Source organism: Arthrobacter sp. SPG23 (genome assembly GCF_000876655.1).
Lineage (GTDB): Bacteria > Actinomycetota > Actinomycetes > Actinomycetales > Micrococcaceae > Arthrobacter.
In genome coordinates this window covers 132,959-154,394 of record NZ_JYCN01000018.1, presented here as the reverse complement: position 1 = coordinate 154,394, position 21,436 = coordinate 132,959, and the positions used below count along the sequence as shown (strand labels likewise).

The 21,436-nt window shown below is 66.1% G+C and carries 20 protein-coding genes; 15 read left to right on the top strand and 5 right to left on the bottom strand.

Annotated elements, in window-relative coordinates:
• Positions 1 to 40: 40 nt before the first annotated feature.
• The 5 genes from TV39_RS11500 to holA all read left to right on the top strand — a co-directional run bounded on the left by TV39_RS11500 (position 41) and on the right by holA (position 5,267).
• Positions 41 to 1,045, top strand: a complete 1,005-nt coding sequence (locus TV39_RS11500; protein ID WP_043481760.1) for a DegV family protein — start codon at positions 41 to 43, stop codon at positions 1,043 to 1,045.
• Between the two features lie 43 nt (positions 1,046 to 1,088).
• Entirely contained in the window at positions 1,089 to 1,274 is a 186-nt protein-coding gene (locus tag TV39_RS11495; RefSeq protein WP_043481757.1) for a hypothetical protein, read from the top strand.
• A 102-nt stretch (positions 1,275 to 1,376) separates the two neighbouring features.
• The gene (locus tag TV39_RS11490; RefSeq protein ID WP_043481755.1) at positions 1,377 to 2,339 is read left to right on the top strand and encodes a helix-hairpin-helix domain-containing protein; all 963 of its coding nucleotides are present in this window, start codon (positions 1,377 to 1,379) and stop codon (positions 2,337 to 2,339) included.
• Between the two features lies 1 nt (position 2,340).
• Positions 2,341 to 4,317: a ComEC/Rec2 family competence protein gene (locus TV39_RS11485; RefSeq protein ID WP_043481753.1), complete on the top strand. Its 1,977-nt coding sequence runs from the start codon at positions 2,341 to 2,343 to the stop codon at positions 4,315 to 4,317.
• Positions 4,251 to 5,267: a DNA polymerase III subunit delta gene (gene holA / locus TV39_RS11480; RefSeq protein WP_043481751.1), complete on the top strand. Its 1,017-nt coding sequence runs from the start codon at positions 4,251 to 4,253 to the stop codon at positions 5,265 to 5,267. The genes TV39_RS11485 and holA overlap by 67 nt, the downstream gene beginning before the upstream one ends.
• A 152-nt stretch (positions 5,268 to 5,419) precedes the next feature.
• Here holA and rpsT read toward each other — a convergent pair whose 3' ends face one another.
• Together rpsT and TV39_RS11470 are read right to left on the bottom strand one after the other, a co-directional pair.
• A complete protein-coding gene (gene rpsT / locus TV39_RS11475) occupies positions 5,420 to 5,680 on the bottom strand; it encodes a 30S ribosomal protein S20 (RefSeq protein ID WP_011692086.1) in 261 nt (86 codons plus the stop codon).
• A gap of 205 nt (positions 5,681 to 5,885) precedes the next feature.
• Positions 5,886 to 6,449 carry a type II toxin-antitoxin system PemK/MazF family toxin gene (locus tag TV39_RS11470; RefSeq protein ID WP_043481749.1) on the bottom strand — a complete coding sequence of 188 codons (564 nt, stop codon included), beginning with the start codon at positions 6,447 to 6,449 and terminating at the stop codon, positions 5,886 to 5,888.
• Positions 6,450 to 6,629: 180 nt separating this feature from the next.
• On the opposite strand from TV39_RS11470, the gene lepA reads away from it, so the two are divergent.
• On the top strand, positions 6,630 to 8,483 hold the full coding sequence (gene lepA / locus TV39_RS11465; RefSeq protein ID WP_200891005.1) for a translation elongation factor 4: 1,854 nt from the start codon (positions 6,630 to 6,632) through the stop codon (positions 8,481 to 8,483).
• A gap of 36 nt (positions 8,484 to 8,519) precedes the next feature.
• Positions 8,520 to 9,749, top strand: coding sequence for a radical SAM family heme chaperone HemW (gene hemW / locus TV39_RS11460; protein ID WP_043481745.1), 1,230 nt, complete (start codon positions 8,520 to 8,522; stop codon positions 9,747 to 9,749).
• A 36-nt stretch (positions 9,750 to 9,785) separates the two neighbouring features.
• Here hemW and TV39_RS11455 read toward each other — a convergent pair whose 3' ends face one another.
• The gene (locus TV39_RS11455; RefSeq protein WP_043481744.1) at positions 9,786 to 10,205 is read right to left on the bottom strand and encodes a DUF4870 domain-containing protein; all 420 of its coding nucleotides are present in this window, start codon (positions 10,203 to 10,205) and stop codon (positions 9,786 to 9,788) included.
• A gap of 167 nt (positions 10,206 to 10,372) precedes the next feature.
• Positions 10,373 to 11,224 carry a DUF3097 family protein gene (locus tag TV39_RS11450; protein WP_043481742.1) on the bottom strand — a complete coding sequence of 284 codons (852 nt, stop codon included), beginning with the start codon at positions 11,222 to 11,224 and terminating at the stop codon, positions 10,373 to 10,375.
• A 233-nt stretch (positions 11,225 to 11,457) separates the two neighbouring features.
• Between TV39_RS11450 and hrcA the strand changes: the two genes are divergently transcribed.
• The 3 genes from hrcA (at position 11,458) to TV39_RS11435 (ending at position 14,499) form a co-directional block, all read left to right on the top strand.
• Entirely contained in the window at positions 11,458 to 12,471 is a 1,014-nt protein-coding gene (gene hrcA / locus TV39_RS11445; RefSeq protein ID WP_043481740.1) for a heat-inducible transcriptional repressor HrcA, read from the top strand.
• 112 nt (positions 12,472 to 12,583) lie between these two features.
• Entirely contained in the window at positions 12,584 to 13,711 is a 1,128-nt protein-coding gene (dnaJ, locus tag TV39_RS11440; protein WP_043481739.1) for a molecular chaperone DnaJ, read from the top strand.
• 2 nt (positions 13,712 to 13,713) lie between these two features.
• Positions 13,714 to 14,499, top strand: a complete 786-nt coding sequence (locus TV39_RS11435) for a 16S rRNA (uracil(1498)-N(3))-methyltransferase (protein ID WP_043481737.1) — start codon at positions 13,714 to 13,716, stop codon at positions 14,497 to 14,499.
• 25 nt (positions 14,500 to 14,524) lie between these two features.
• Here the strand turns inward: TV39_RS11435 and TV39_RS11430 are convergent, their stop codons facing one another.
• Complete coding sequence (locus TV39_RS11430; protein ID WP_442853496.1) at positions 14,525 to 15,424, bottom strand: GerMN domain-containing protein; 900 nt, start codon at positions 15,422 to 15,424, stop codon at positions 14,525 to 14,527.
• A gap of 439 nt (positions 15,425 to 15,863) precedes the next feature.
• Between TV39_RS11430 and TV39_RS11425 the strand changes: the two genes are divergently transcribed.
• The 5 genes from TV39_RS11425 to TV39_RS11405 all read left to right on the top strand — a co-directional run bounded on the left by TV39_RS11425 (position 15,864) and on the right by TV39_RS11405 (position 21,436).
• Positions 15,864 to 16,952 (top strand): PhoH family protein, encoded by a 1,089-nt coding sequence (locus TV39_RS11425; protein ID WP_043481732.1) that lies wholly within the window; start codon positions 15,864 to 15,866, stop codon positions 16,950 to 16,952.
• A complete protein-coding gene (gene ybeY, locus TV39_RS11420) occupies positions 16,949 to 17,422 on the top strand; it encodes an rRNA maturation RNase YbeY (RefSeq protein WP_043481730.1) in 474 nt (157 codons plus the stop codon). The genes TV39_RS11425 and ybeY overlap by 4 nt, the downstream gene beginning before the upstream one ends.
• Positions 17,419 to 18,762, top strand: coding sequence for a hemolysin family protein (locus tag TV39_RS11415; RefSeq protein WP_043481727.1), 1,344 nt, complete (start codon positions 17,419 to 17,421; stop codon positions 18,760 to 18,762). The genes ybeY and TV39_RS11415 overlap by 4 nt, the downstream gene beginning before the upstream one ends.
• Positions 18,746 to 19,705 carry a GTPase Era gene (era, locus tag TV39_RS11410; protein ID WP_043481724.1) on the top strand — a complete coding sequence of 320 codons (960 nt, stop codon included), beginning with the start codon at positions 18,746 to 18,748 and terminating at the stop codon, positions 19,703 to 19,705. Before TV39_RS11415 ends, era begins: the two co-directional genes overlap by 17 nt.
• Positions 19,706 to 19,861: 156 nt before the next feature.
• Positions 19,862 to 21,436, top strand: a complete 1,575-nt coding sequence (locus TV39_RS11405; RefSeq protein WP_200891004.1) for an LCP family protein — start codon at positions 19,862 to 19,864, stop codon at positions 21,434 to 21,436.

Sequence of the window (21,436 nt, the reverse complement as noted above, 5' to 3'; positions counted from 1 at the left end):
GGCCGGCCATGATGTTTGACCGCAGCAGCAGGGGGACGCCGTGAACGACCGGGAGCCGGCCGGATGGCCGTGGCTAAAGGAACGGCTTGTCCGCCTGCGGCAGGTTTCCAGGCCGGAGGCTGCGCCGGAAGCAGTGGTTCCTGCCGCCGTCGTGCGCACCGCGGTGGTGACAGATTCTGCTGCCGCGCTGCCTGCGGACTGGGTCAGGGACTTCGCCGCCGACGGGCGGCTGACGGTGGTGCCCATGCCGGTGATGGTGGGGGCGGAGATTTACGGCGAAGGCGAAGACGACATCACGGACACGATCGCGGTGGCGCTGGCCAGCGGAACGCCGGTCAAGACGTCGCGGCCGTCCCCGGGCCAGTTCGAGCAGGCGTATTCCGCCGCGCTGCACCGCGGCTTCGAGGCAGTGGTCTCCGTGCACATCTCCGGGGCACTGTCCGGCACTGCCGACTCCGCCAGGCTCGCCGCATCCCGCGTAGGCATCCCGGTGGAAGTGGTCGATTCGAAAACCGTCGGCATGGCGCTGGGAATGGGCGTGCAAAGCGCCGTGGTAGCTGCCGCGGACGGCCGCCCGGCAGCCGAAGTGCGCGCCTTTGCCGAAGAACGCATGGCCCGCACCAAAGTCTATTTCTATGTACCCAGCCTGGAGCAGCTGCGCCGCGGCGGCCGGATCGGGGCGGCGGCGTCGCTGTGGGGAACGATGTTTGCCATCAAGCCGATCCTTGCCGTGGACGACGGGAAGATCGTCCCGCTGGAGAAGGTCAGGTCCGCGGCGAGGGCCGTGGCGCGCCTAGAGGAAATCGTCGTTGCGGATGCCGCAGCGCGGCCCGCCGGCCAGGCCAGGCTGGCCGTCCACCATTTTGGCAACCCCGGTGAGGCAGCGGAGCTTGCGCACCGGCTGGCCGCCGCGCTTCCGGACGTGCCCCCGGCGCAAATCAGTTCGCTGCCGGCCGTGCTGGCTGCCCACGCGGGACTGGGAGTCCTGGCGGTGATCGTGGGGGAGAGCAGTACCCCGCAGAACGATCCCCCTCTGGCCCAATAGCGGCGCCGGTAGTACAGTCTCCCCACCAAGCAAGGAGGCTCCCATGACAATGCAGGTGCACCACGTTGCCCAGCTCGACAAGGACGTATCCGAAGAAGTCACCAACTGGCTGAAGTACCTCAAGGGCCAGGTGACCAGCGTCCAGTTCCTGACGACGACGGTTCCCGATCCGAAGGCACCCGAGGCCTGGCGGGTCCAATACGAGGCTTACATCACCTACCAGAAGTAGCCGTCCCGCCCGGGGCCGTCGCCGGAACACCCGCGGGCCGCAGTTTCCACATACAGCCATTGGTGCTGTCCGTCCTGCGCGCACTTGCCTAGCGTGGTGGGTATGTCACGCCGGAACGCGGAAGCGGGAGCCCCTGCCGCGGCCAGCCGTGCGCGGCGGCGCCTCACGGCTTCCCTTGGGCTCGACGATGAGGGTGACGGGAGCGATGGTCACGGAACCGGGGACGCAGGGTTTCCGGGGCTGCTGCAGCACGGTGCCGGTGTTCCCGGCCAAGGAACTTTTACGTACGACGGCGGCCCGCGGCCGGAACCGCACGTGGTTGACGGCCCTGCCGGCGGCGGGACGCCGGGACCCGCGAAAGTCCGGTGGCGCACGGGGCTCCGCGTTGCCGTGCTGCTGGGACTGCTCAGTCTCCTGCTGGGCGGCTGGTTCTGGTGGGACGTTGCAGCCAGTCGTCCGCACGTGGTGCCGCTCAGCGAGGTCAGCAGCCCGGAGGCGCGCGGGCAGCCCGGGGGAGAACAGGGCGCGGAGCCGCCGGCGGAGTCCGGCGGCCCGTCAGCGGAGAAGGCGCCGGATGACGCCGCGGGTGCGAAAATCGTGGTCCATGTAGCGGGAGCCGTCAACAGGGCGGGCGTCGTGGAACTGCCGGAAGGCAGCCGGGTCCACGAAGCCATTGCGGCCGCCGGAGGCAGTACGCCGGAGGCGGATCTGGACCGGCTGAACCTGGCCGCCGTCCTGGCCGACGGCCAGAAGCTCCACGTTCCGCAGATCGGCGAACCGCTGGATGCCTCCGGGACCGGGGCCGGCGAATCCGGGTCCGGCCCCGCGGGAGCTGGTGAAGCAGGAACCGGCCACACGGGAGCAGGCGCCGCGAAAATCGATCTGAATTCGGCGTCCGCGGAGGAGCTGGGCGCCTTGCCCCGGGTAGGTCCGGTACTGGCCCGGCGCATCGTCGACTGGCGCAAGGAACACGGCCGGTTCAGCACGGTTGAGGAACTCGACGCCGTGGACGGCGTCGGCCCCAAGATGCTGGAAGCACTGCTGCCACTCGTGCGGGTGTCCTGAGATGGGCAGTCCGAGTCCCTGGCATCGATTCGTCGACGCAGCTGTCCGGGGCGAAGCGGATGTGGCCCAACGATCGCCGACCCTCGCTCCCGGGGACTCAGGGACGGCCCCTCGTGCCGCATCGGACGTCCGCGCCGCCGGCATCCGGGGCATCCTGCCGCGAACCGCATCGGGCGTCCGTGAACTGCTGGCAGCCCGACTCCTACCTGCCCCGGAGGGCCGGGCCCACGCTGCCCGGCAACCCGCTGCGTCCTCGACCGGTGACAGGCCCCGGCGCCGGACCGACCTGCGCCTGGCGGCTCCTGCCCTCCTCGCCTGGGCGGCAGCCGTTGCCGGTGTCTGGATGCCGTTGCCCGCGCTCGGTGGCTTGGTGGCGGGATTGCTCCTTGCTGCCGTGGTGCTGTTCGTGGCGATACGCCGTCGCCGCTTCCGGGGCCCTGGGGCCGGGCGGGCACCCCGCAGTTTCCTGACCACGCTCGCCATTTCCGCGGTGCTGTCGGCAGCCATTGCCTCCCACTCTGCCATCGCCGCATCCCAGAAGCATGACGGGCCTGTTGCGGATGCCGTCACGGCCCGTTCCGCTGTGGTGGTCGAAGCTGAAATTACTGGTGCGCCGCGCCCGCTGAAGGTTCCCGGCCGGGCCGGGTCGGACCGCTGGGCAGTCCAGGCCACCGCCTTCGCGATTACTGCCAACGGCGGCCTCATCAAGGGGGACGCCCGCTTGATGATTGTGGGCGGTGCCGACTGGCAGCACGTGGTGCCCGGAGAGCGGATCCGGACGACGGGAAAACTGAAGCCGGCCGATGGGGGCCAAACGCAGGCGGGCACCCTCTCCGCCACTACGGGCCCCGTGACGATGGTCGGTCCCTCGACATGGCAGGAGGGACCCGGCGCCCTGCGCAGCGGGTTTGCAGATGCTGCGGAATGGATTGGCGGCGATGCCCGCGGTCTCCTGCCGGGAATGGTGACGGGTGACACCAGCTACCTCGACGACCAGCTGGAAAGCGCCATGAAGACTGTCGGCATGACCCACCTGACCGCAGTCAGCGGGGCAAACTGCAGCCTCATCCTGGGGGCGCTGCTGCTCGCCGCCCGGAGTTTCCGCCTGCCCCGGGCTCCTGCCGCTGCGGCCGCAGTCGCGGGCCTGTGCCTGTTCGTCCTGATGGTGGGACCCGACGCCAGCGTCCTCAGGGCAGCACTCATGGGGGCGATCGGGCTGGTGTCCCTGTCCGGCGGACGGGCCGGACGCGGCCTGAGCTTCCTTTGCCTTGCTGTGGTCGGGCTTCTCATGGCCGATCCGGCACTCGGGACCAGCTTCAGCTTCCTGTTGTCCGTGCTGGCAACCCTCGGCATCGTCGTGGCCGGCGCCCCGATCATGGAATGGCTGCCGCCGGTAGTGCCACGGTGGCTGGCTGCCGGCCTTGCTGTTCCGCTCTCGGCCCAGCTCTTCTGCGGCCCGGTGATCGTCCTGCTGCAACCACAGTTTTCGACCTACGCCCTGCTCGCGAACATGGTGGCGGCCCCCCTCGTGGCACCGGTGACCATCCTCGGCACGGCCGCCGTGCCCGTGGTGCCGCTGGCCCCATGGGCAGCAGTGGCTCCGATGGCGGTTGCGGGCGGCTGCTCGGCCGGAGTGGCGGCCGTTGCCAGGTTCTTCGCCGGCCTGCCCGGCGCTGCCCTGCCGTGGCCGGAAGGGCCGTACGGCGCCTTCACCATGGTGGCATTGTCGGCCTGCACCGTGCTTGCGCTGTGGCTTGTGCTGCACCCGCGGGCCGCGTGGGCGCTGGTCCTGGCGGCGCATCGAAAAACCATCGATCTGCTGGAACTGTGCCCGCGATTCACTGGCTTGGATGAGCGCCCGGGCCGTGGGAGTCTTAGGAGTACTAATCCGATGTCCGGGAGGAACCAAGAGTGGCCGCTGCGCAAAAAGCACGATCCAAGCCGGCGACGTCAGCGACCGCCACCTGGCGCGATGTGACCCCGGCCCGCATCGTGCTGATCGGCGGGCCCGAAGAATACCTCGGAATCCGCGCCATGGACCGCATCAGGGCCCAGGTCCGCGCAGCCCAGCCGGATGTCGAGATCACCAGGCTCAACGCAGGCAGCTATGAACCCGGGGCCCTCGCCATGAACGTCAGTCCTTCGCTCTTCGGGGAATCCAAGCTGATCGAGGTGGAGTCCGCCGAGGCAATGAACGACGCGTTCCTCGCTGACGCCCTCAAGTATCTGGCGGACCCTGAACCCGACGCCGTCCTCGTGGTCCGCCACGGTGGAGGCGTCCGGGGAAAGAAGCTGCTCGAGGCCATCAAGTCCGCCGGATGGCCGGTGGTCGATTGCCAGCCGCTCAAGAAGGATGCGGAGAAATCGGCATTCGTCGCAGCTGAATTCAAGGCTGCCTCGCGGCGCATCGAGCCCGAAGCCGTCCATGCGCTGGTCAATGCGGTGGGAGCCAACCTGTCGGAACTTGCTGCCGCCTGCAGCCAGCTCATCGCGGACGCTGCCACGGCTGTTGATACGGACATGGTGGACCGGTACTACGGGGGGCGGATCGAGGCAACAGCGTTCAAGGTTGCCGACGCCGCGTTGGCCGGCAACGGTCCGCTGGCACTATCCACTCTCCGCCACGCCCTCGCAACGGGTGCTGACCCCGTCCCGCTCGTCGCTGCACTGGCCGCAAAACTCCGCACTGTGGCCAAGGTTGCCGGTGCACAGGGATCCTCGGCCCAGATAGCGCGCCAGCTTGGCATGCAGCCCTGGCTGGTGGAACAGGCGCAGCGGGACGTCCGGCGCTGGACGCCTGAAGGCCTCGTCCGCTCCATCCAGGTGACTGCCGAGGCGGACGCCCAGGTCAAAGGCCTCTCCCGGGATCCGGTCTACGCGGTGGAGCATGCGGTGACCGTCATCGCTACGTCGGTCCGCCGCAACTGAGTTCCGGCAGGCCGGCGTGCGGTCCGGGGCAGGGGGCAGGCGGCCGGCAGCCGCCGCCGGTCTGCTGCCGCCGATAGTCCGTTAACTGGATGTGGCCGGCACCCCGCATGGGGTGCCGGCCACGATCATCAGTTCAGTTGAACTGGAAAACCTTAGAGTGCGTTGACCTTCTTGGAGATCGCCGACTTGCGGTTTGCAGCGTTGTTCTTGTGAAGAACGCCCTTGCTGACAGCCTTATCGAGCTTACGGCTTGCAGCAACCAGCGCAGCAGCAGCAGCATCCTTGTCGGTGGACTCAACGGCGGTGTTGACGGCGCGGATGGCCGTCTTCAGCTCGGACTTGACTGCGTTGTTACGCAGGCGAGCCTTCTCGTTGGTGAGGATGCGCTTCTTCTGGGACTTGATATTAGCCACGTGTGAACTCTCTTTTTAATGCGGAAATGGTCTAGAGGGCTTTCAGATTGGCCATTGACTGAGCGGCGTGGGGATACCTATGGCGGCCAACCATCAGTGGCCGTCGACCTGCACGGACACACAGCTGTCAATAATAGCAGACGCCCTGCAATGCTGCCGCCTCCCCGCTGAGGCGGCGTTGCGTTGTGGTTGTGCCGGTCCTTCGTCAACTCCAGCCGTGAAGTTCGCGGAGTGCCGAAGCGACGCTGTCAAAGCGCTTCCGGTCCAGGACGGCGCCCTCCCTGCGGATGTCCGCCGGGCTGATCTGGATGATGCGGTCCAGTTTGGCCTCACTTGGGCGCCGCTGTCGGTCCCAGCTGCCTGTGCCGATGTCCACATAGCTATCGTCGTTCCGGCGGTCCCGGTCCTGGTCGTGGTCCTTGCTGGTGAGCATAAGCCCCAGCAGGTACTGCCCGCGGCTGCCGATCAGCAGCACGGGCCGGTCCTTGCCCTGCGAATGGTCCTCCTCATAGGGGACCCAGGTCCACACAACTTCGCCCGGTTCCGGCTTGCCGTTGGGGGAGGGTGCGTACTTGATAGTCGTCGCACCCTTGAAGTCGCCCGGATATTTTCCACCGATGCCCCCTGCGGCGGTGGTGGGCGGCGTCGAGCGGGCGGGCTTGGAACGGGACGGCGCCGGGCGGGCCGGCTGATCCGTGCCGGGGCGCCCTTCCAGAAGACGGAATGCGGTGCGGACAGCCCGGCCGAGTGAGCGGAGGTTAAATGCCATCCTGCAACGATACTTCGACTGCCCGGGGCGGACGTTTGGCGGCCGCGCCGTCCGGGTGCGCAAACAATGCACCGAGTGGCGGCAGGACGTGGGACACTATAAGTTCACGTGCGGCAGGTCCCGCGACGGCTCCGGCCGTCCTGAGCACAGCCGCGGAAATGCCAACAGTAAGGACCCTGCGTGTCTCCCATGGCCCGCACCGCCCCGGTGCCCGCCGCAACAGATCCGGCCATCATCCGGAACTTCTGCATCATTGCGCACATTGACCACGGTAAATCCACTCTGGCCGACCGCATGTTGCAGTACACCGGCGTCGTTCAGTCCCGCGACATGAAGGCCCAGTATCTGGACCGCATGGATATCGAACGTGAGCGCGGCATCACCATCAAGTCCCAGGCTGTCCGCATGCCGTGGGAAGTTGACGGCACCAGCTACGCGCTGAACATGATCGACACCCCCGGGCACGTTGACTTCACCTATGAGGTTTCCCGTTCGCTGGCCGCCTGCGAAGGTGCAGTGCTCCTCGTGGACGCGGCCCAGGGCATCGAGGCGCAGACCCTCGCCAACCTGTACCTGGCGATGGAGAACAACCTCACCATCATCCCGGTCCTCAACAAGATCGACCTCCCGGCGGCCCAGCCCGAAAAGTACGCCGAGGAGCTCGCCAACCTGATCGGCGGCGACCCCGATGAGGTTCTGCGTGTCTCCGGCAAGACCGGCATGGGCGTCGAAGTCCTGCTGGACAAGATTGTCCGCGACCTGCCTGCCCCCGTGGGTGACCCGGATGCTCCTGCCCGCGCCATGATCTTCGACTCGGTCTACGACACCTACCGTGGCGTGGTCACGTACGTGCGGGTGGTGGACGGCATGCTGCACCCCCGCGAACGCATCCAGATGATGTCCACCCGCGCCACGCATGAGCTCCTTGAGATCGGCGTCAGTTCCCCGGAACCCACCCCCTCCAAGGGCCTGGGCGTGGGCGAAGTGGGCTACCTCATTACCGGTGTGAAGGACGTCCGCCTGTCCAAGGTGGGCGACACCGTCACCAACCTGGCCAAGCCTGCCTCCGAATCCCTCCCGGGCTATGCGGACGCCAAACCCATGGTCTTCTCCGGCCTCTACCCGCTGGACGGCACGGACTACCCGGTGCTCCGCGATGCGCTGGAGAAGCTGATGCTCAACGACGCCGCGCTCGTGTACCAGCCGGAAACTTCGGCCGCGCTCGGCTTCGGCTTCCGTGTTGGCTTCCTGGGCCTGCTGCACCTGGAAATCACCCGGGAGCGGCTCGAACGCGAGTACAAGCTGGACCTGATTTCCACAGCCCCCAACGTGGAATACGAAGTGACCCTGGAGGACAAGCGGGTTGTCCATGTGACCAACCCCAGCGAATACCCCACCGGCAAAATCGCCGAAGTCCGCGAGCCGATGGTGTCCGCCACCATCCTGGCGCCGAATGAGTTTGTCGGGGCCATCATGGAGCTGTGCCAGAGCCGGCGCGGGGTGATGGGCGGCATGGACTACCTGTCCGAGGACCGGGTGGAAATCCGCTACCGCCTCCCGCTGGCTGAGATCGTTTTCGATTTCTTCGACATCCTCAAGTCCAAGACCCGCGGCTACGGCTCGCTGGACTGGAAAGCCGACGGCGACCAGGTTGCCGACCTCGTCAAGGTGGACATCATGCTCCAGGGCGAACAGGTGGACGCCTTCAGCGCCATCACCCACCGGGACAAGGCCTATGCCTACGGTGTGATGATGACGGGCAAGCTGCGCGAGCTCATTCCCCGCCAGCAGTTCGAGGTGCCGATCCAGGCTGCGATCGGCTCCCGCATCATCGCCCGGGAAAGCATCCGCGCCATCCGCAAGGACGTCCTCGCCAAGTGCTACGGCGGTGACATCACCCGCAAGCGCAAACTGCTGGAAAAGCAGAAGGAAGGCAAGAAGCGCATGAAGATGGTGGGCCGCGTGGAAGTGCCGCAGGAAGCCTTCATCGCAGCGCTCACCACGGACGAATCCAAGGACAAGGCCAAGAAGTAGTGATGACCGTGGCCGGAACCTCCGGGGGCCGCACCCATGCCTAGCGTCCTGCCCCTGGGTGACCCCGCGCCGTCGGACGGCCTGCTGCCTGCGCAGGCCGCTGACGGCGCTGCGCAGCGGGGATTCGGACTGTATGTCCACATTCCCTTCTGTGCCGTCCGCTGCGGTTATTGCGACTTCAACACGTACACCGCCACTGAGCTCGGTGGCGGCGCGTCCCAGGACGCCTACGCCTCGACTGCCATTGCCGAGGTGGAGTTTGCCGCGAGGGTGCTGAAAGGCAGCGGACTGCCCCCGCGCCGGCTGGGCACGGTCTTCTTCGGCGGCGGCACGCCAACGCTGCTGCCCGCGGAGGACCTTGCCCGTATCCTGGCAGCGGCGGTAGCGGAATGGGGCCTGGAGCCGGGCGCCGAGGTCACTACCGAAGCCAATCCCGATTCCGTCACGCCCGAGTCGCTGCAGCTGCTCGCGGATGCCGGCTTTACCCGTGTTTCCTTCGGGATGCAGTCGGCCGTGCCGCACGTCTTGAAGGTCCTTGACCGTACGCACACCCCCAGCCGGGTGCCGCAAGTGGTGCAGTGGGCCAGGGACGCCGGACTCGCCGTCAGCCTGGACCTGATATACGGAACCCCGGGGGAGTCGCTGGCGGACTGGCGGTACTCGCTTGAGACGGCCCTCTCCTACGGCCCGGACCACATCAGCGCCTACGCCCTGATCGTGGAGGACGGCACCAAGCTGGCCGCCCAGATCCGCCGCGGCGAAGTCCCCGGCATCGACGACGACGACCACGCCGCCAAGTACGAACTCGCCGACGAACTCATCACCGCGGCAGGCCTTGGCTGGTATGAGGTCAGCAACTGGTCGCGCACGCCCCAGCAGGCCTGCCGGCACAATCTGGCCTATTGGCGCGGCGATGACTGGTGGGGCATCGGGCCGGGCGCGCACTCACATGTCGGCGGAGTCCGCTGGTGGAACGTCAAGCACCCCACGGCATACGCCGGGAGGCTTGCCGGCGGGGCGTCTCCGGCGGCAGGCCGGGAGACGCTCGACGCCGAAACCCGGAATGTTGAGCGGGTCATGCTTGAAGCCAGGCTGAGCAGCGGACTCGGGGTGTCCGGGCTGGGAGAGTCCGGGCGGCACGCCGTCGCCGGACTGATCGCGGACGGTTTGGTGGATCCCGCGCTGGCATTCAAGGGCAGGCTCGTCCTCACCCTGAAAGGCAGGCTCCTCGCCGACGCCGTGGTCCGAAGGATCCTGCACGACTAACGGGCCGAACCGGCTGCGCGGTTAGCCTGGCCGGTGCTACTTAATCCAGCGCAGGTTGTAGTCGTAGCGGTGCGGCTGCCCGCGGTTCACGTGGATCCCGGCCGCCACGGAGAAGCACGTCACAGCGATCCAAATCAGCGTGGCCAGCACTGCGAAGATGTTGCCGACCACCGGCAGCATCACCAGGATGTTGCAGATGACCGCGGCGATCGTGGGAGGCAGCGTGAAATTCAGGGCTTCTTTGGACTCCTGCGCGGTGAACGGTCCGCGGTCCTTGAAAATCAGGTAAATCAAAAGGGACGGGACGCATCCGAGGATGCCGCCGAAGTGCGCGAGCGTTGCCCACTGCCGGTCTTCGTTGGCCGTCAGCGGCAGGGCGTTGGCGGGGACGCCATGATACTGGGGCTGGCCATGGCCGGCCTGGTTGTCCCTTTGTTCACGTGCGTTCTCTGCCACGGTCTCGTCCTTCGGATTGCAGTGGTGCGGTGGTACCCGGATAAGCGGGCACTGCTTGAACAGCAACAACCGCCGTATCAAGAATACTGGGTCAGGCGTGCATTCGAAGAGTTCAACAGGCGCCTTCCGTGGCGTGTACTTCGGCCTGCGGCGTTGTCCGCTCCGCCCTACGGGACCGTGAGGAAGTCGATGACCTCTTCTACACGACCCAGCAGCGACGGTTCCAGGTCCGCGTAACTGCGGACGGCTCCCAGCAGCTTCTGCCAGCCCAGGCCGATGTCCTCCTTGGTCTCGTGCGGCCATCCGAAGGCCGTCAGGATGCCGGTCTTCCAGTCGATGCCCCGGGGAATGACCGGCCACGCGTCAATGCCGAGGACGGCGGGCCTGATGGCCTGCCATACATCCACATACGGGTGGCCCACAATCAGGACGTTGCCGGCGGCGCCGGGGGAGGCCATCACGGCGTCGGCGATCCGGGACTCCTTGGAATCGGCAACCAGGTGGTCCACCAGCACGCCAAGCCGCCGGGCCGGGCCGGGGCGGAACGCGGCTACCGCCGCGGCGAGGTCATCAATGCCGTGCAGGGGTTCGACGACGATGCCCTCCACCCGGAGGTCGTCACCCCAGACCTTTTCCACGAGTTCGGCGTCGTGCTTGCCTTCCACCCAGATGCGGCTGGCCTTGGCCACCTGCGCGCGCTGGCCTGCCACACGCACGGAACCGGAGGCGGTCCTGGCGGACGCGGCGGCGGCTGCCTGCGGACGGGGCGCCGGGGGCATCAGCCGGATCGGCAGGCCCTCCAGGAGGAACCCGAAGCCGAGACGGAACGTGCGCGACTTACCGCGCCGGTCCTCAAGTGCCACAACGTGCATGCCGCCGGACTTTTCCACCCTGGTGACAGCGCCAACCCAGCCGGACTGTACGTCCTCCAGCACCATCCCTCGTTCGACCGGCACCTCGGGCAGCTCGGATTTCTTCGGAGCAGTGATGTCCTGCGGGCCCCAGTTCTGGTACGACATCGGATAGACACAGCCTTGCGCTAGAGAAAAGTGAAACGGGACGGCCGCGGCTTCGCGGAGTTGCTTGTCCCGTCCCGCTCCGGGTTTCGCCCGGAGCGGTACCAATGCTAACAACGCGGCGACTCATATTAGACTGGTTAGCACTTAGACATGACGAGTGCTAACGCGTGACGGGGCATGCGCTTGGCGCAATGCCGGGCCGCGGGCCCGGGAAAGCCGATCGGAGGTGGAGAATGAGCGAGCCACGCAAGCTTGAAGTATTGCGGGCCATCGTGGAGGACTACGTCCATTCCCGCGAACCCGTGGGCTCCAAGGCCTTGGTGGAAAGGCACCATCTCGGGGTCTCCAGTGCCACCATCCGCAATGACATGGCGGCGCTGGAAGATGAGGGACTGATCACCGCCCCGCACACCAGCGCCGGTCGAATCCCCACGGACAAGGGCTACAGGCTTTTCGTCGACCAGATATCCGCCGTCAAGCCGCTGTCGCAGGCTGAACGCCGAGCCATCCAGACGCTTCTGGAAGGGTCGGAGGACCTGGACGATGTCCTGGAGCGCACCGTGCGGCTGCTGTCGCAGCTGACCAACCAGGTGGCCGTTGTGCAGTACCCGCACCTCAGCCGTGCCATGGTGCGGCACATTGAGTTCGTGCTGCTGGCGCCGCGGCAGGTGCTTCTCGTACTGATCGCGGACACCGGCAAGGTCGAGCAGCGGGTCATCGACGTCGGTCAGGAACTCGGCGATGAGGCCCTCGCCGGCCTCCGCGCACGGTTCCTGAAGAGCCTGGCGGGGACTCCGCTGAGCCTGCTCCCGCAGGCGCTGCCCGCCGTCGTCGCCGGTTGTGAACCCTCGCGCCGGCAGGCCGCGCAGGCGCTGGCCCGTGGACTGGATGCCCTTGCCAGCAGCACACGGGAGGAGCGGATGGTCATGGCCGGTACCGCCAATCTGGCGCGGTCCAACGTTGACTTCCCGCTGAGCATCGGCCCGGTCCTTGAGGCACTCGAGGAACAGGTGGTCATGCTGCGCCTGCTCAGTGAAATGGCGCAGGACCCCCGCGGCGTCACCGTCAGCATTGGCCGGGAGAATCCCTACGACGGGCTCGCGGAAGCCTCGGTGGTGGCCACGGGCTACGGCCCGGGCTCCAGCGCCAAGGTGGGCGTCCTCGGGCCCACCCGGATGGACTATCCCACCACCATGGCCGCGGTCCGCGCCGTGGCACGCTACCTTTCCAGGATCCTTGGACCATGACCGGTCCTTCATCAGCCAACCAGGCCTCCGAGTCCCGGCTTCCGGGACGCGGCAGCAGCATCATGGACACCCAAGGCATTACAGGCAGTACAACCAGGAAGAGATACGAACTTTGAGCAGCCACTACGACGTTCTTGGAGTCTCACCCGAAGCGACGGGCGAAGAGATCAAGAAGGCCTACCGAAAGCTTGCGCGCACCCTGCACCCGGACGTCAACCCCGGTGAGGATGCCTCGGACCGCTTCAAGGCTGTCACCCACGCCTATGAAGTACTGTCCGACCCGCAGAAGCGCCGTGTCTACGACACCACCGGTAACGAAAACGGCACGGACAACGGCTTCGGCGGCACCGGCTATTCGGGACAGGGCTTCGCCTTCCAGGACATTTTCGACACCTTCTTCGGCGCCGGCGGTTCCTCCGGGCCGGCCTCGCGCGTCCGCCGCGGGCAGGACGCCCTCATCAGCGTCCGGATCGACCTTCGCGACGCCGTATTCGGCGTCAACAAGAAACTCGAGGTCGACACCGCCGTAACGTGCCCCACCTGCGAGGGGTCGTGCTGCCAGCCCGGCGCCCACCCTGAGCGCTGCGACATCTGCGGCGGCAGCGGCCAGGTCCAGCGGGCCGTCCGCTCCATCCTGGGCCAGGTCATGACGGCCGCCCCCTGCGGCTCCTGCGAAGGCTTCGGAACGGTCATCAAGGATCCCTGCAACGAGTGCAACGGCCAGGGCCGCATCCGCAGCCGCCGCTCGCTGACGGTCAAGGTACCCGCCGGTGTAGCCACCGGAACCCGCATCCAGCTGGGCGGCCAGGGCGAGGCCGGTCCTGCCGGAGGCCCCTCCGGTGACCTGTACGTCGAGATCCGCGTCAACAACGACGCCACATACGTGCGTGACGGTGACGACCTCCATGCCACCCTGAACATCCCGATGACCGCCGCCGCCCTTGGCACTGAGCTCAGCCTGGACACCTTCGACGGGCAGCAGGAAATCGACGTCAAGGCCGGCACCCAGTCGGGGGAGATCATCACCCTGCGCGGGCTTGGCGTCACCCACCTCCGGGGCTACGGCCGCGGCGACCTGAAGGTCCACCTGCAGGTCGAAACCCCGGCGAAGCTTGATGCCGCGCAGGAAGACCTGCTGCGGCAGCTGGCCAAGTTGCGCGGCGAGCAGTATACCGAGGGCAAACTTGCCGCCAGCGGCGGTGTCTTCGCAAAGCTCCGGGACAGGCTCGGTAACCTGTAGCGGTGAGCAACCCGGTCTTTTTTGCAACCCCCGGAGCCCTGGACCAGCAGGTTCCCGGTTCGCACTTCGTGCTGCAGGGTCCCGAGGCCCGGCACGCGGTCACCGTCAAGCGGATCGCCGTGGGGGAGTCCGTTGACATAGCCGACGGCGCGGGCAAGCGGCTTTCCGGTACCGTCGCCGCCGTCGCGCCGGGTGAACTGACCGTGGAGTGTTCGGCCCTGGAATCCGAGGAGCGCCCGGACCTCCGCCTGGTCCTGGTCCAGGCGCTGGCCAAAGGTGACCGCGACGAACTGGCTGCCGAAACCGCGACTGAACTGGGGATCGACGCCATCATTCCGTGGCAGTCGGAACGCTCCATCGTCCGATGGAAAGGCGAGCGTGCCGCCAAGGCGCATGCCAAATGGCAGTCCGTGGTGACCGCGGCGGCCAAGCAGGCACGGCGGGCATGGATTCCGGAGGTCCGCGCCGCCGTGGACGGTGCCGGGCTGCAGTCCGCCGTCTCCGCGGCGGACCTCGCCATCATCCTCCACGAGGATGCCGTCCGACCGCTGCGCGCCGTACTGGAGAAGTGGCGCGACGGCGACGGCGACGGCGGCGGCACACCGGGGCCGGGGCCGCGCGAGATCCTCCTTATTGTGGGACCGGAGGGCGGAATCAGTCCGCGTGAGGTCACCAAACTCTGCGGCGCCGGTGCCGTGACGGCCTTGCTGGGCCACCATGTGCTCAGGTCCTCCACGGCAGGGCCGGCCGCCACCGTGCTTGCCAGCGACATCCTTGGACGCTGGTAGCTGCTATTCGACGCTAAAGGCGGAGCTATTCGACCTTGAAGCCGCGGGTGTCCACATTCATTTCCCGGTCCGGTTTACCCGGATCGATCTGTGACACCCGCACTTCATAGTTCCCCGGGGCCAGGTTCACGTTCAGCGCGAAAAGTCCGGATTGTGCCGGTTCGGCTGATGCGGTGACGTCGCCGCTCAAGTAGGCCGCCTTGTCGCTGCTGCCTTCAACTTTCAGGATCTTCCACCGGAGCTTGCCGCCGGGGAGAGTGCTTCGGCCGCTGATCTTGACGCTCCCGTGCGCAACGCCCACGCCTTCCTGTGGATCAATGATCCAGACCGGGGCCACCATGCCCGCACTGCGGGGAGTGGGAGCACCCAGCTTCACGTGGTTGAAAGCGAGGTAATCCGTGTGTCCGTCGACGAGGATGACCACCTGGATCTGCTGGCCGGAGTCCACCAGCCCCGAACTGGCCCCTGCGGCCGTTGCGGTGTACACCAGCTGCTGGATGGCGCGCTTGGCCATGTCTTCGTCGAGGTTGCTGTTGAAGGCATCCGGTGAGACGTCCACCGTGATCACATTCTTGCCGGAGATTGAGGTGGCGAGCTTCTTCGGATTCTGCCACGGGGTGAAGAAGTCGGGATCGAGGGGCTTGTCCGACATCATCGAGCGCAGCGCCCTGGTGACGGGATTTTCCTCTTCGGGGACGTCCCGGAACTCACGGTAAAGGAAGACGTTCTCGTTGCTCCGGCCGATCCAATACACCGGAGCTTTATTGGAAGCCTGTGTGGTTTCCAGCGGTGCACTCGTGCTGGGCACTCCGGCGGTGGCGGATCCGGTCACCGACTGAGGCGTGCTGTCCGCGGTGGTTGCGGAAGGCTGGGGAGTGGCTACGCAGCCGGAAAGCACCATGGCGGCGGGCAGCACAAGAAGCATCACGGCGGAACGCGTCCGCCCGCCTCCTGCTGCCTTCCGGCGTCGTGGATTCCTGATCTCCATAGTGCTCCCGGGTACCCCGCCCTGTCCCTGCCACCGTTGGTGGTGAAGTCGTCTTTTGGCCGGCGCAACGCCAGCGAATTCCAGCATTACATAGAGTGCGCGGCCCCCAGCGGCGTTTGCAGGCGGTCGCCCGAACTGCAACGGGAACGATATGCGGCCGATACGAAGTTGATACCTAATGACGGGAACCTGCAACGAAAAGGCTGCATCCGCACGGCGGGCGCCCGCAGTCCGCGGCTCCCGGACAGCGTACTGGCGTAAGATGTAAGGACTCGGCCGGGCGCGGAGCCCGACGCTAAAGCAGCAACGGCGAACTGACCGGCCAGAGAGACACATTTCCTAACTGGAGGGGACCAGAGGCCCGCAGGCCGGCACCATGACTGAAGCAACAAACGGAAGGCCCCGGTTCAGCGCCGGAGAGCGCACCACAGGTGAATTTCCCCATAGTCTTCCCGGTGTCAGGACGGAGGTGGTCATCTTTGACAACTCCGAACAGATGGTTCAGTCCCTTGGCAGCCATGATGAGGCGCTCCGCTTCATCGAGGAACAGTTCCCGGCTGTGGACTTCCACGTACGCGGCAACGAACTGGCCATCAGCGGCCCCGCCGCCGATGTTCCACGGATCATGCGGTTGCTCCACGAAGTGCGCGGGCTCGTTGACCGGGGAACCGTCATTACACCGGCAGTGCTCCAGCAGCTCGCCGCCCTGCTCCGGAGCCAGTCGCTCCAAAACCCGGTCGAGGTGCTGACGTACAACATCCTCTCCAGCCGCGGCAAGACGATCCGGCCCAAGACGCTGAACCAGAAGAATTACGTCGATGCCATTGACGCCAACACGGTGATCTTCGGCATCGGACCGGCCGGTACCGGCAAGACCTTCCTCGCCATGGCGAAGGCCGTCCAGGCACTGCAGCAGAAGGAAGTCAGCCGCATCATTCTTACCAGGCCCGCGGTGGAGGCCGGTGAACGGCTGGGGTTCCTTCCGGGGACGCTCAGCGACAAGATCGACCCCTACCTGCGTCCGCTGTACGATGCCCTGCACGACATGATGGACCCTGAATCCATTCCCCGCCTGATGGCGGCCGGCACGATTGAAGTGGCTCCGCTGGCTTACATGCGCGGCCGAACCCTCAATGATGCGTTCATCATCCTCGACGAGGCCCAGAACACCACGCCCGAGCAGATGAAGATGTTCCTGACCCGGCTGGGATTCGGCTCCAAAATGGTGGTCACCGGGGACGTCACCCAGGTGGATCTGCCCTTCGGCACGCGTTCCGGGCTCCGGATCGTGGAAGAGATCCTGCAGGGCATCGAGGACGTGAACTTCAGCGTGCTCGACGCCTCGGACGTGGTCCGCCACCGGCTGGTGGGAGACATTGTCAATGCGTACGGCGTCTGGGACGAGGCACAGAGGAACCGGGTAAAGCATTCCGTGAGCCGGGAGAAGCGGGGAGAGCACGCATGAGCATCGAGGTAAACAACGAATCCGGCGTCACGGTGGACGAAGCCCAGCTGGTTGCCCTGGCGCGGTTCGTTTTCGAACGCCTGTACATCCACCCCCAGGCTGAACTGTCCATCCTCCTGGTGGACGAAACCGCCATGGAAAAGCTGCACCTGGAACTCATGGATGAGCCCGGTGCCACCGACGTCCTGTCCGTTCCCATGGACGAATTGACCCCGGGCACACCTGACAAGCCGACACCCCAGGGCATGCTCGGGGACATTGCCGTGTGCCCGCAGGTGGCGGAAGTCCAGGCACGCAACGCCGGTCATTCGACCCAGGACGAGATGCTGTTGCTCACCACCCACGGCATCCTGCACCTGCTGGGATACGACCACGCCGATCCCGAGGAAAAAGAAGAGATGTTCGGCCTGCAGCGGGAACTGCTTGAGGGATTCACCGGTAAAGAAGCCCCGTCAGAGACGATGCAGTGACCCCACTGATCCTCGTTGGCATGGCGCTGGTTTTCCTCAGCTTCGCCGCCCTGCTGACAGCGGCCGAGTCCGCGTTTAATTTCCTGCCCCGCCACGACGCCGAAGAGGCAGTGCTTCGAAGCAACGGCCAGGCCCTCAAACGCATCCTGGACCAACCGGTGGCGCACATGCGCTCCCTGAGGTTCTGGCGGATCTGGTTCGAAATGGCCTCGGCAGTGGCAGTGGCGGTCCTTCTGCACAGCTTGTTGGACAGTGTATGGCTTGCAGGGTTGGCCGCCACCGGAATCATGGCCCTCGTAGGCTTCGTGATCGTCGGGGTTTCACCGCGGCAGCTTGGCCGTGCCCACGCGGGCGGCGTCGTCCGGTTCAGCGCGCCGATCATCCGGTTCCTGTGCTGGGTACTGGGCCCCATCCCCGGCTGGCTTGTCGCCCTGGGCAGCGCCGTGGCACCTGCTGCACGCGGCGGCGATGAGGCTTCCTTCAGCGAGGAGGAGTTCCGCGAACTGGTGGACCGCGCCACCGAGTCGGACATGATCGAGGACAACGAGGCCGAACTGATCCAGTCCGTGTTCGACTTCGGCGACACCCTGGTCCGGGCCGTGATGGTGCCCCGCACGGACATCCTCAGCATCGACGCCGGCTCGAGCCTGCACCGGGCCATGTCCCTCTTCCTGCGGTCGGGATACTCGCGGATCCCCGTCATCCGGGACAACACGGACCAGATCCTGGGCATCATCTACCTCAAGGATGTCGCCGCCGCGCTGCACAGCCTGGGCCCGGACGAAGAACCCCCCATCGTCGACGACCTTGCCCGCGAAGTCCGCTACGTTCCGGAGTCCAAGCAGGTCAGCGACCTGCTCCGCGAACTGCAGAAGGAATCCACCCACGTGGCGATCGTGATCGATGAGTACGGCGGAACGGCCGGACTGGTCACCTTGGAGGACCTGATCGAGGAAATCGTCGGCGAGATTGTGGACGAATACGACACCGAGAGCGCGGAGGCCGTGGCACTGGGCGACGGGAGCTACCGCGTCAGTGCGCGGATGGGCATCGACGACCTCGGTGAGCTTTTTGATGTGGAACTCGACGACGACGAAGTGGACACCGTGGGCGGCCTGCTGGCCAAGGCCCTCGGCAGGGTTCCCATTGTCGGCAGCACCGTCGAGGTGGACGGGATCTCGCTGCGGGCAGAACGCCTGGAAGGCCGCCGCAACAGGGTCAGCCACATCATCGCGGCGCCCGTTGCAAAGGGCGCCTTTCCAGAACAGACTGACCTTGAAGACCTACTCGACGAGGCCGAAACAACGCAACAGGGAGTTCCACGTGAGCAAGCAGAATAAAGCGGACGGCGGCGAGGCCTTTGGCGGCTTCCGCGCCGGATTTTCGATCCTCGTGGGTAGGCCTAATGCCGGCAAGTCCACGCTGACGAACGCACTGGTGGGCAAGAAGGTGGCCATCACCTCTGCCAAGCCGCAGACGACGCGCCACACGATCCGTGGCATCGTCCACCGCGAAGACGCCCAGCTCATCCTCGTCGACACTCCCGGCCTGCACCGGCCGCGGACACTGCTGGGCAAGCGCCTCAACGACCTGGTGGCAGACACCCTCTCCGAAGTGGACGCCATTGGCTTCTGCCTTCCGGCCAACGAAAAGATCGGCCCCGGCGACCGCTTTATCGCCGCGCAGCTGGCCGCGGTCGGCAAAAAGCCCATCATTGCGATCGTCACCAAGGCCGACCTGGTGGACCGGCAGGCACTGACTGAGCAGTTGCTTGCCGTTGCCGCGCTGGGGCGCGAAGTCCTCGGCGAAGACGGGTGGAAGGACATTGTGCCGGTATCGGCAACGGACGGGTTCCAGGTGAACACCGTGGCGGATGTCCTCATCAGCCACATGCCGCCGTCGCAGCCGCTCTATCCGGACGGGCACCTGACGGACGAGCCCGAAGCCGTCATGGTCGCGGAGCTCATTCGCGAAGCCGCGCTGGAAGGGGTCCGGGACGAGCTTCCGCACTCCCTGGCCGTTGTGGTTGAGGAGATCGTTCCCCGCGAGGGCCGGCCCGAGGACAGCCCGTTCCTTGACGTCAGGGTCAACCTTTACGTGGAGCGGCCTTCCCAGAAGGCCATCATCATCGGCAAGGGCGGCGCCCGGTTGCGGGAAGTGGGCACCAATGCCCGCAAGGGCATCGAAGCGCTGCTCGGAACGCGGATCTACCTGGACCTGCACGTCAAGGTGGCCAAGGACTGGCAGCGGGATCCAAAGCAGCTGGTCAAGCTCGGTTTCTAGACTGCATCGAGCCACCCGGCTGCCTGGCGGTTCGACGCGGGTGCCGGACCGGACGGCCGCTCCCGGCTGTCCCGCTGCGCCCGCCCATCGGGTGTTTTCCCAGCCAGGACCACTAAAATGGACCGAACCCCGTTTTATAGAGGAAGGTAACACCACGTGGTGCGACGCCGAGACACTCCCGGACAAGGCATTGGTTCGCCAGCGTCCGACGCCGCTGCCAGGCATTCGGACACGAAGGACATGGGCCCCGCCCGGCACCTCGGCGCAATGCGCGGAAAGCCGGTGTGGTTCAAGGTGACTACTGCCGTTGTGGCCCTCGTTCTTGTGGGCGCTGTGGCTTTCGCCGCCTTCTGGGTCATCCGTTTGCAGATGAACATCAGCAAAGCCCCGCTCGGTGCCGGCAGCAGCCGTACCGAAGATCCCGTCAACGACTCCAAGGACCGGATGCAGATCCTGATCCTGGGCTCTGACACCCGGGATGGCAAAAACTCCGACTACGGAACGGCCGAGGACTCCACCGGCTACGGCCAGTCGGACGTCATGATGATGATGGACATCTCGGCGGACAACAAGCGTGTCAGCGTCATTAGCTTCCCGCGGGACCTGCTGGTGGACATTCCCGAATGCACGGACCAGAAGACCAAGCAGGTTTTTCCGGCCCGAAGCGGCGTGATGATCAACGAAGCCATGAAAGAGGCCGGCATTGGCTGTGCCGTGGATACCGTAAACAAAATCACGGGACTGGAAATCGACCACTTCATGATGGCGGATTTCAACGCGGTCAAGGAACTTTCCAACGCCGTGGGCGGCGTGGAAGTCTGCGTCAGTGACGCCGTCTACGACCCCGACTCCCGCCTGCGCCTCCCCGCGGGAAACTCGCAGGTGCAGGGCGAGCAGGCGCTGGCCTACCTCCGGACCAGGCATGCCTTCGCGGACGGCGGTGACCTGGGCCGCATCAAGGCGCAGCAGGGCTTCCTGTCATCCCTTACCCGCAAGATCAAGGATGACGGCACGCTGTCGGACCCCCAGAAGATGCTCAAGATTGCCGACGTCGTAACCCGGAACCTTACGGTGGATGATGGACTGGCGTCCGTGCCGTCGCTGCTGACCATCGGTAACCGGCTCAAGAACATCGACATCAGCAAGGTGGCGTTCGTGGCCGTGCCCACCACGCCCGCGCCCACCGATCCCAACCGACTCACCGTTGCTGAGCCGGCTGCGTCACAGCTTTTCGCCGCGCTGCGCAAGGACGTCGACCTGACCGACCCGACAGCCACCCCTAGTCCCACGGCGGAACCGACCGAGTCGGCTCCCGCCCCTTCACCGTCCACGCCTGCCGAAACACCGCCGCCTGCATATAACAAGGCGCTGCAGCCGGTCACGGTGGCGAACGGAACGGGAGTTCCGGCACGGACCCAGGAAATCACCCAGGCCATTATTGCCGGCGGCTTCACCCAGGTGGCCCCGCTGGCGGCGCAGCCGGTCGAGAAGACGGCGGTCTACTACGCACCCGGTTTCGAGGACGTGGCCGCGGACGTCGCGGCGTTGCTGGAAATACCGGCCACGCAGGTTCTCCCGGCAGCCGGCGTCAGCGGAGTTCAGGTCTACCTCGGCGCCGATTTCATGTCCGGAACAAAAATGGACTCGGCGCCGCTTCCGTCCGACATTGTCAACCAGACGGCCGGCGACACGGTCTGCCAGCAGGCGAACCCTGAACTGATTGTTCGCTAG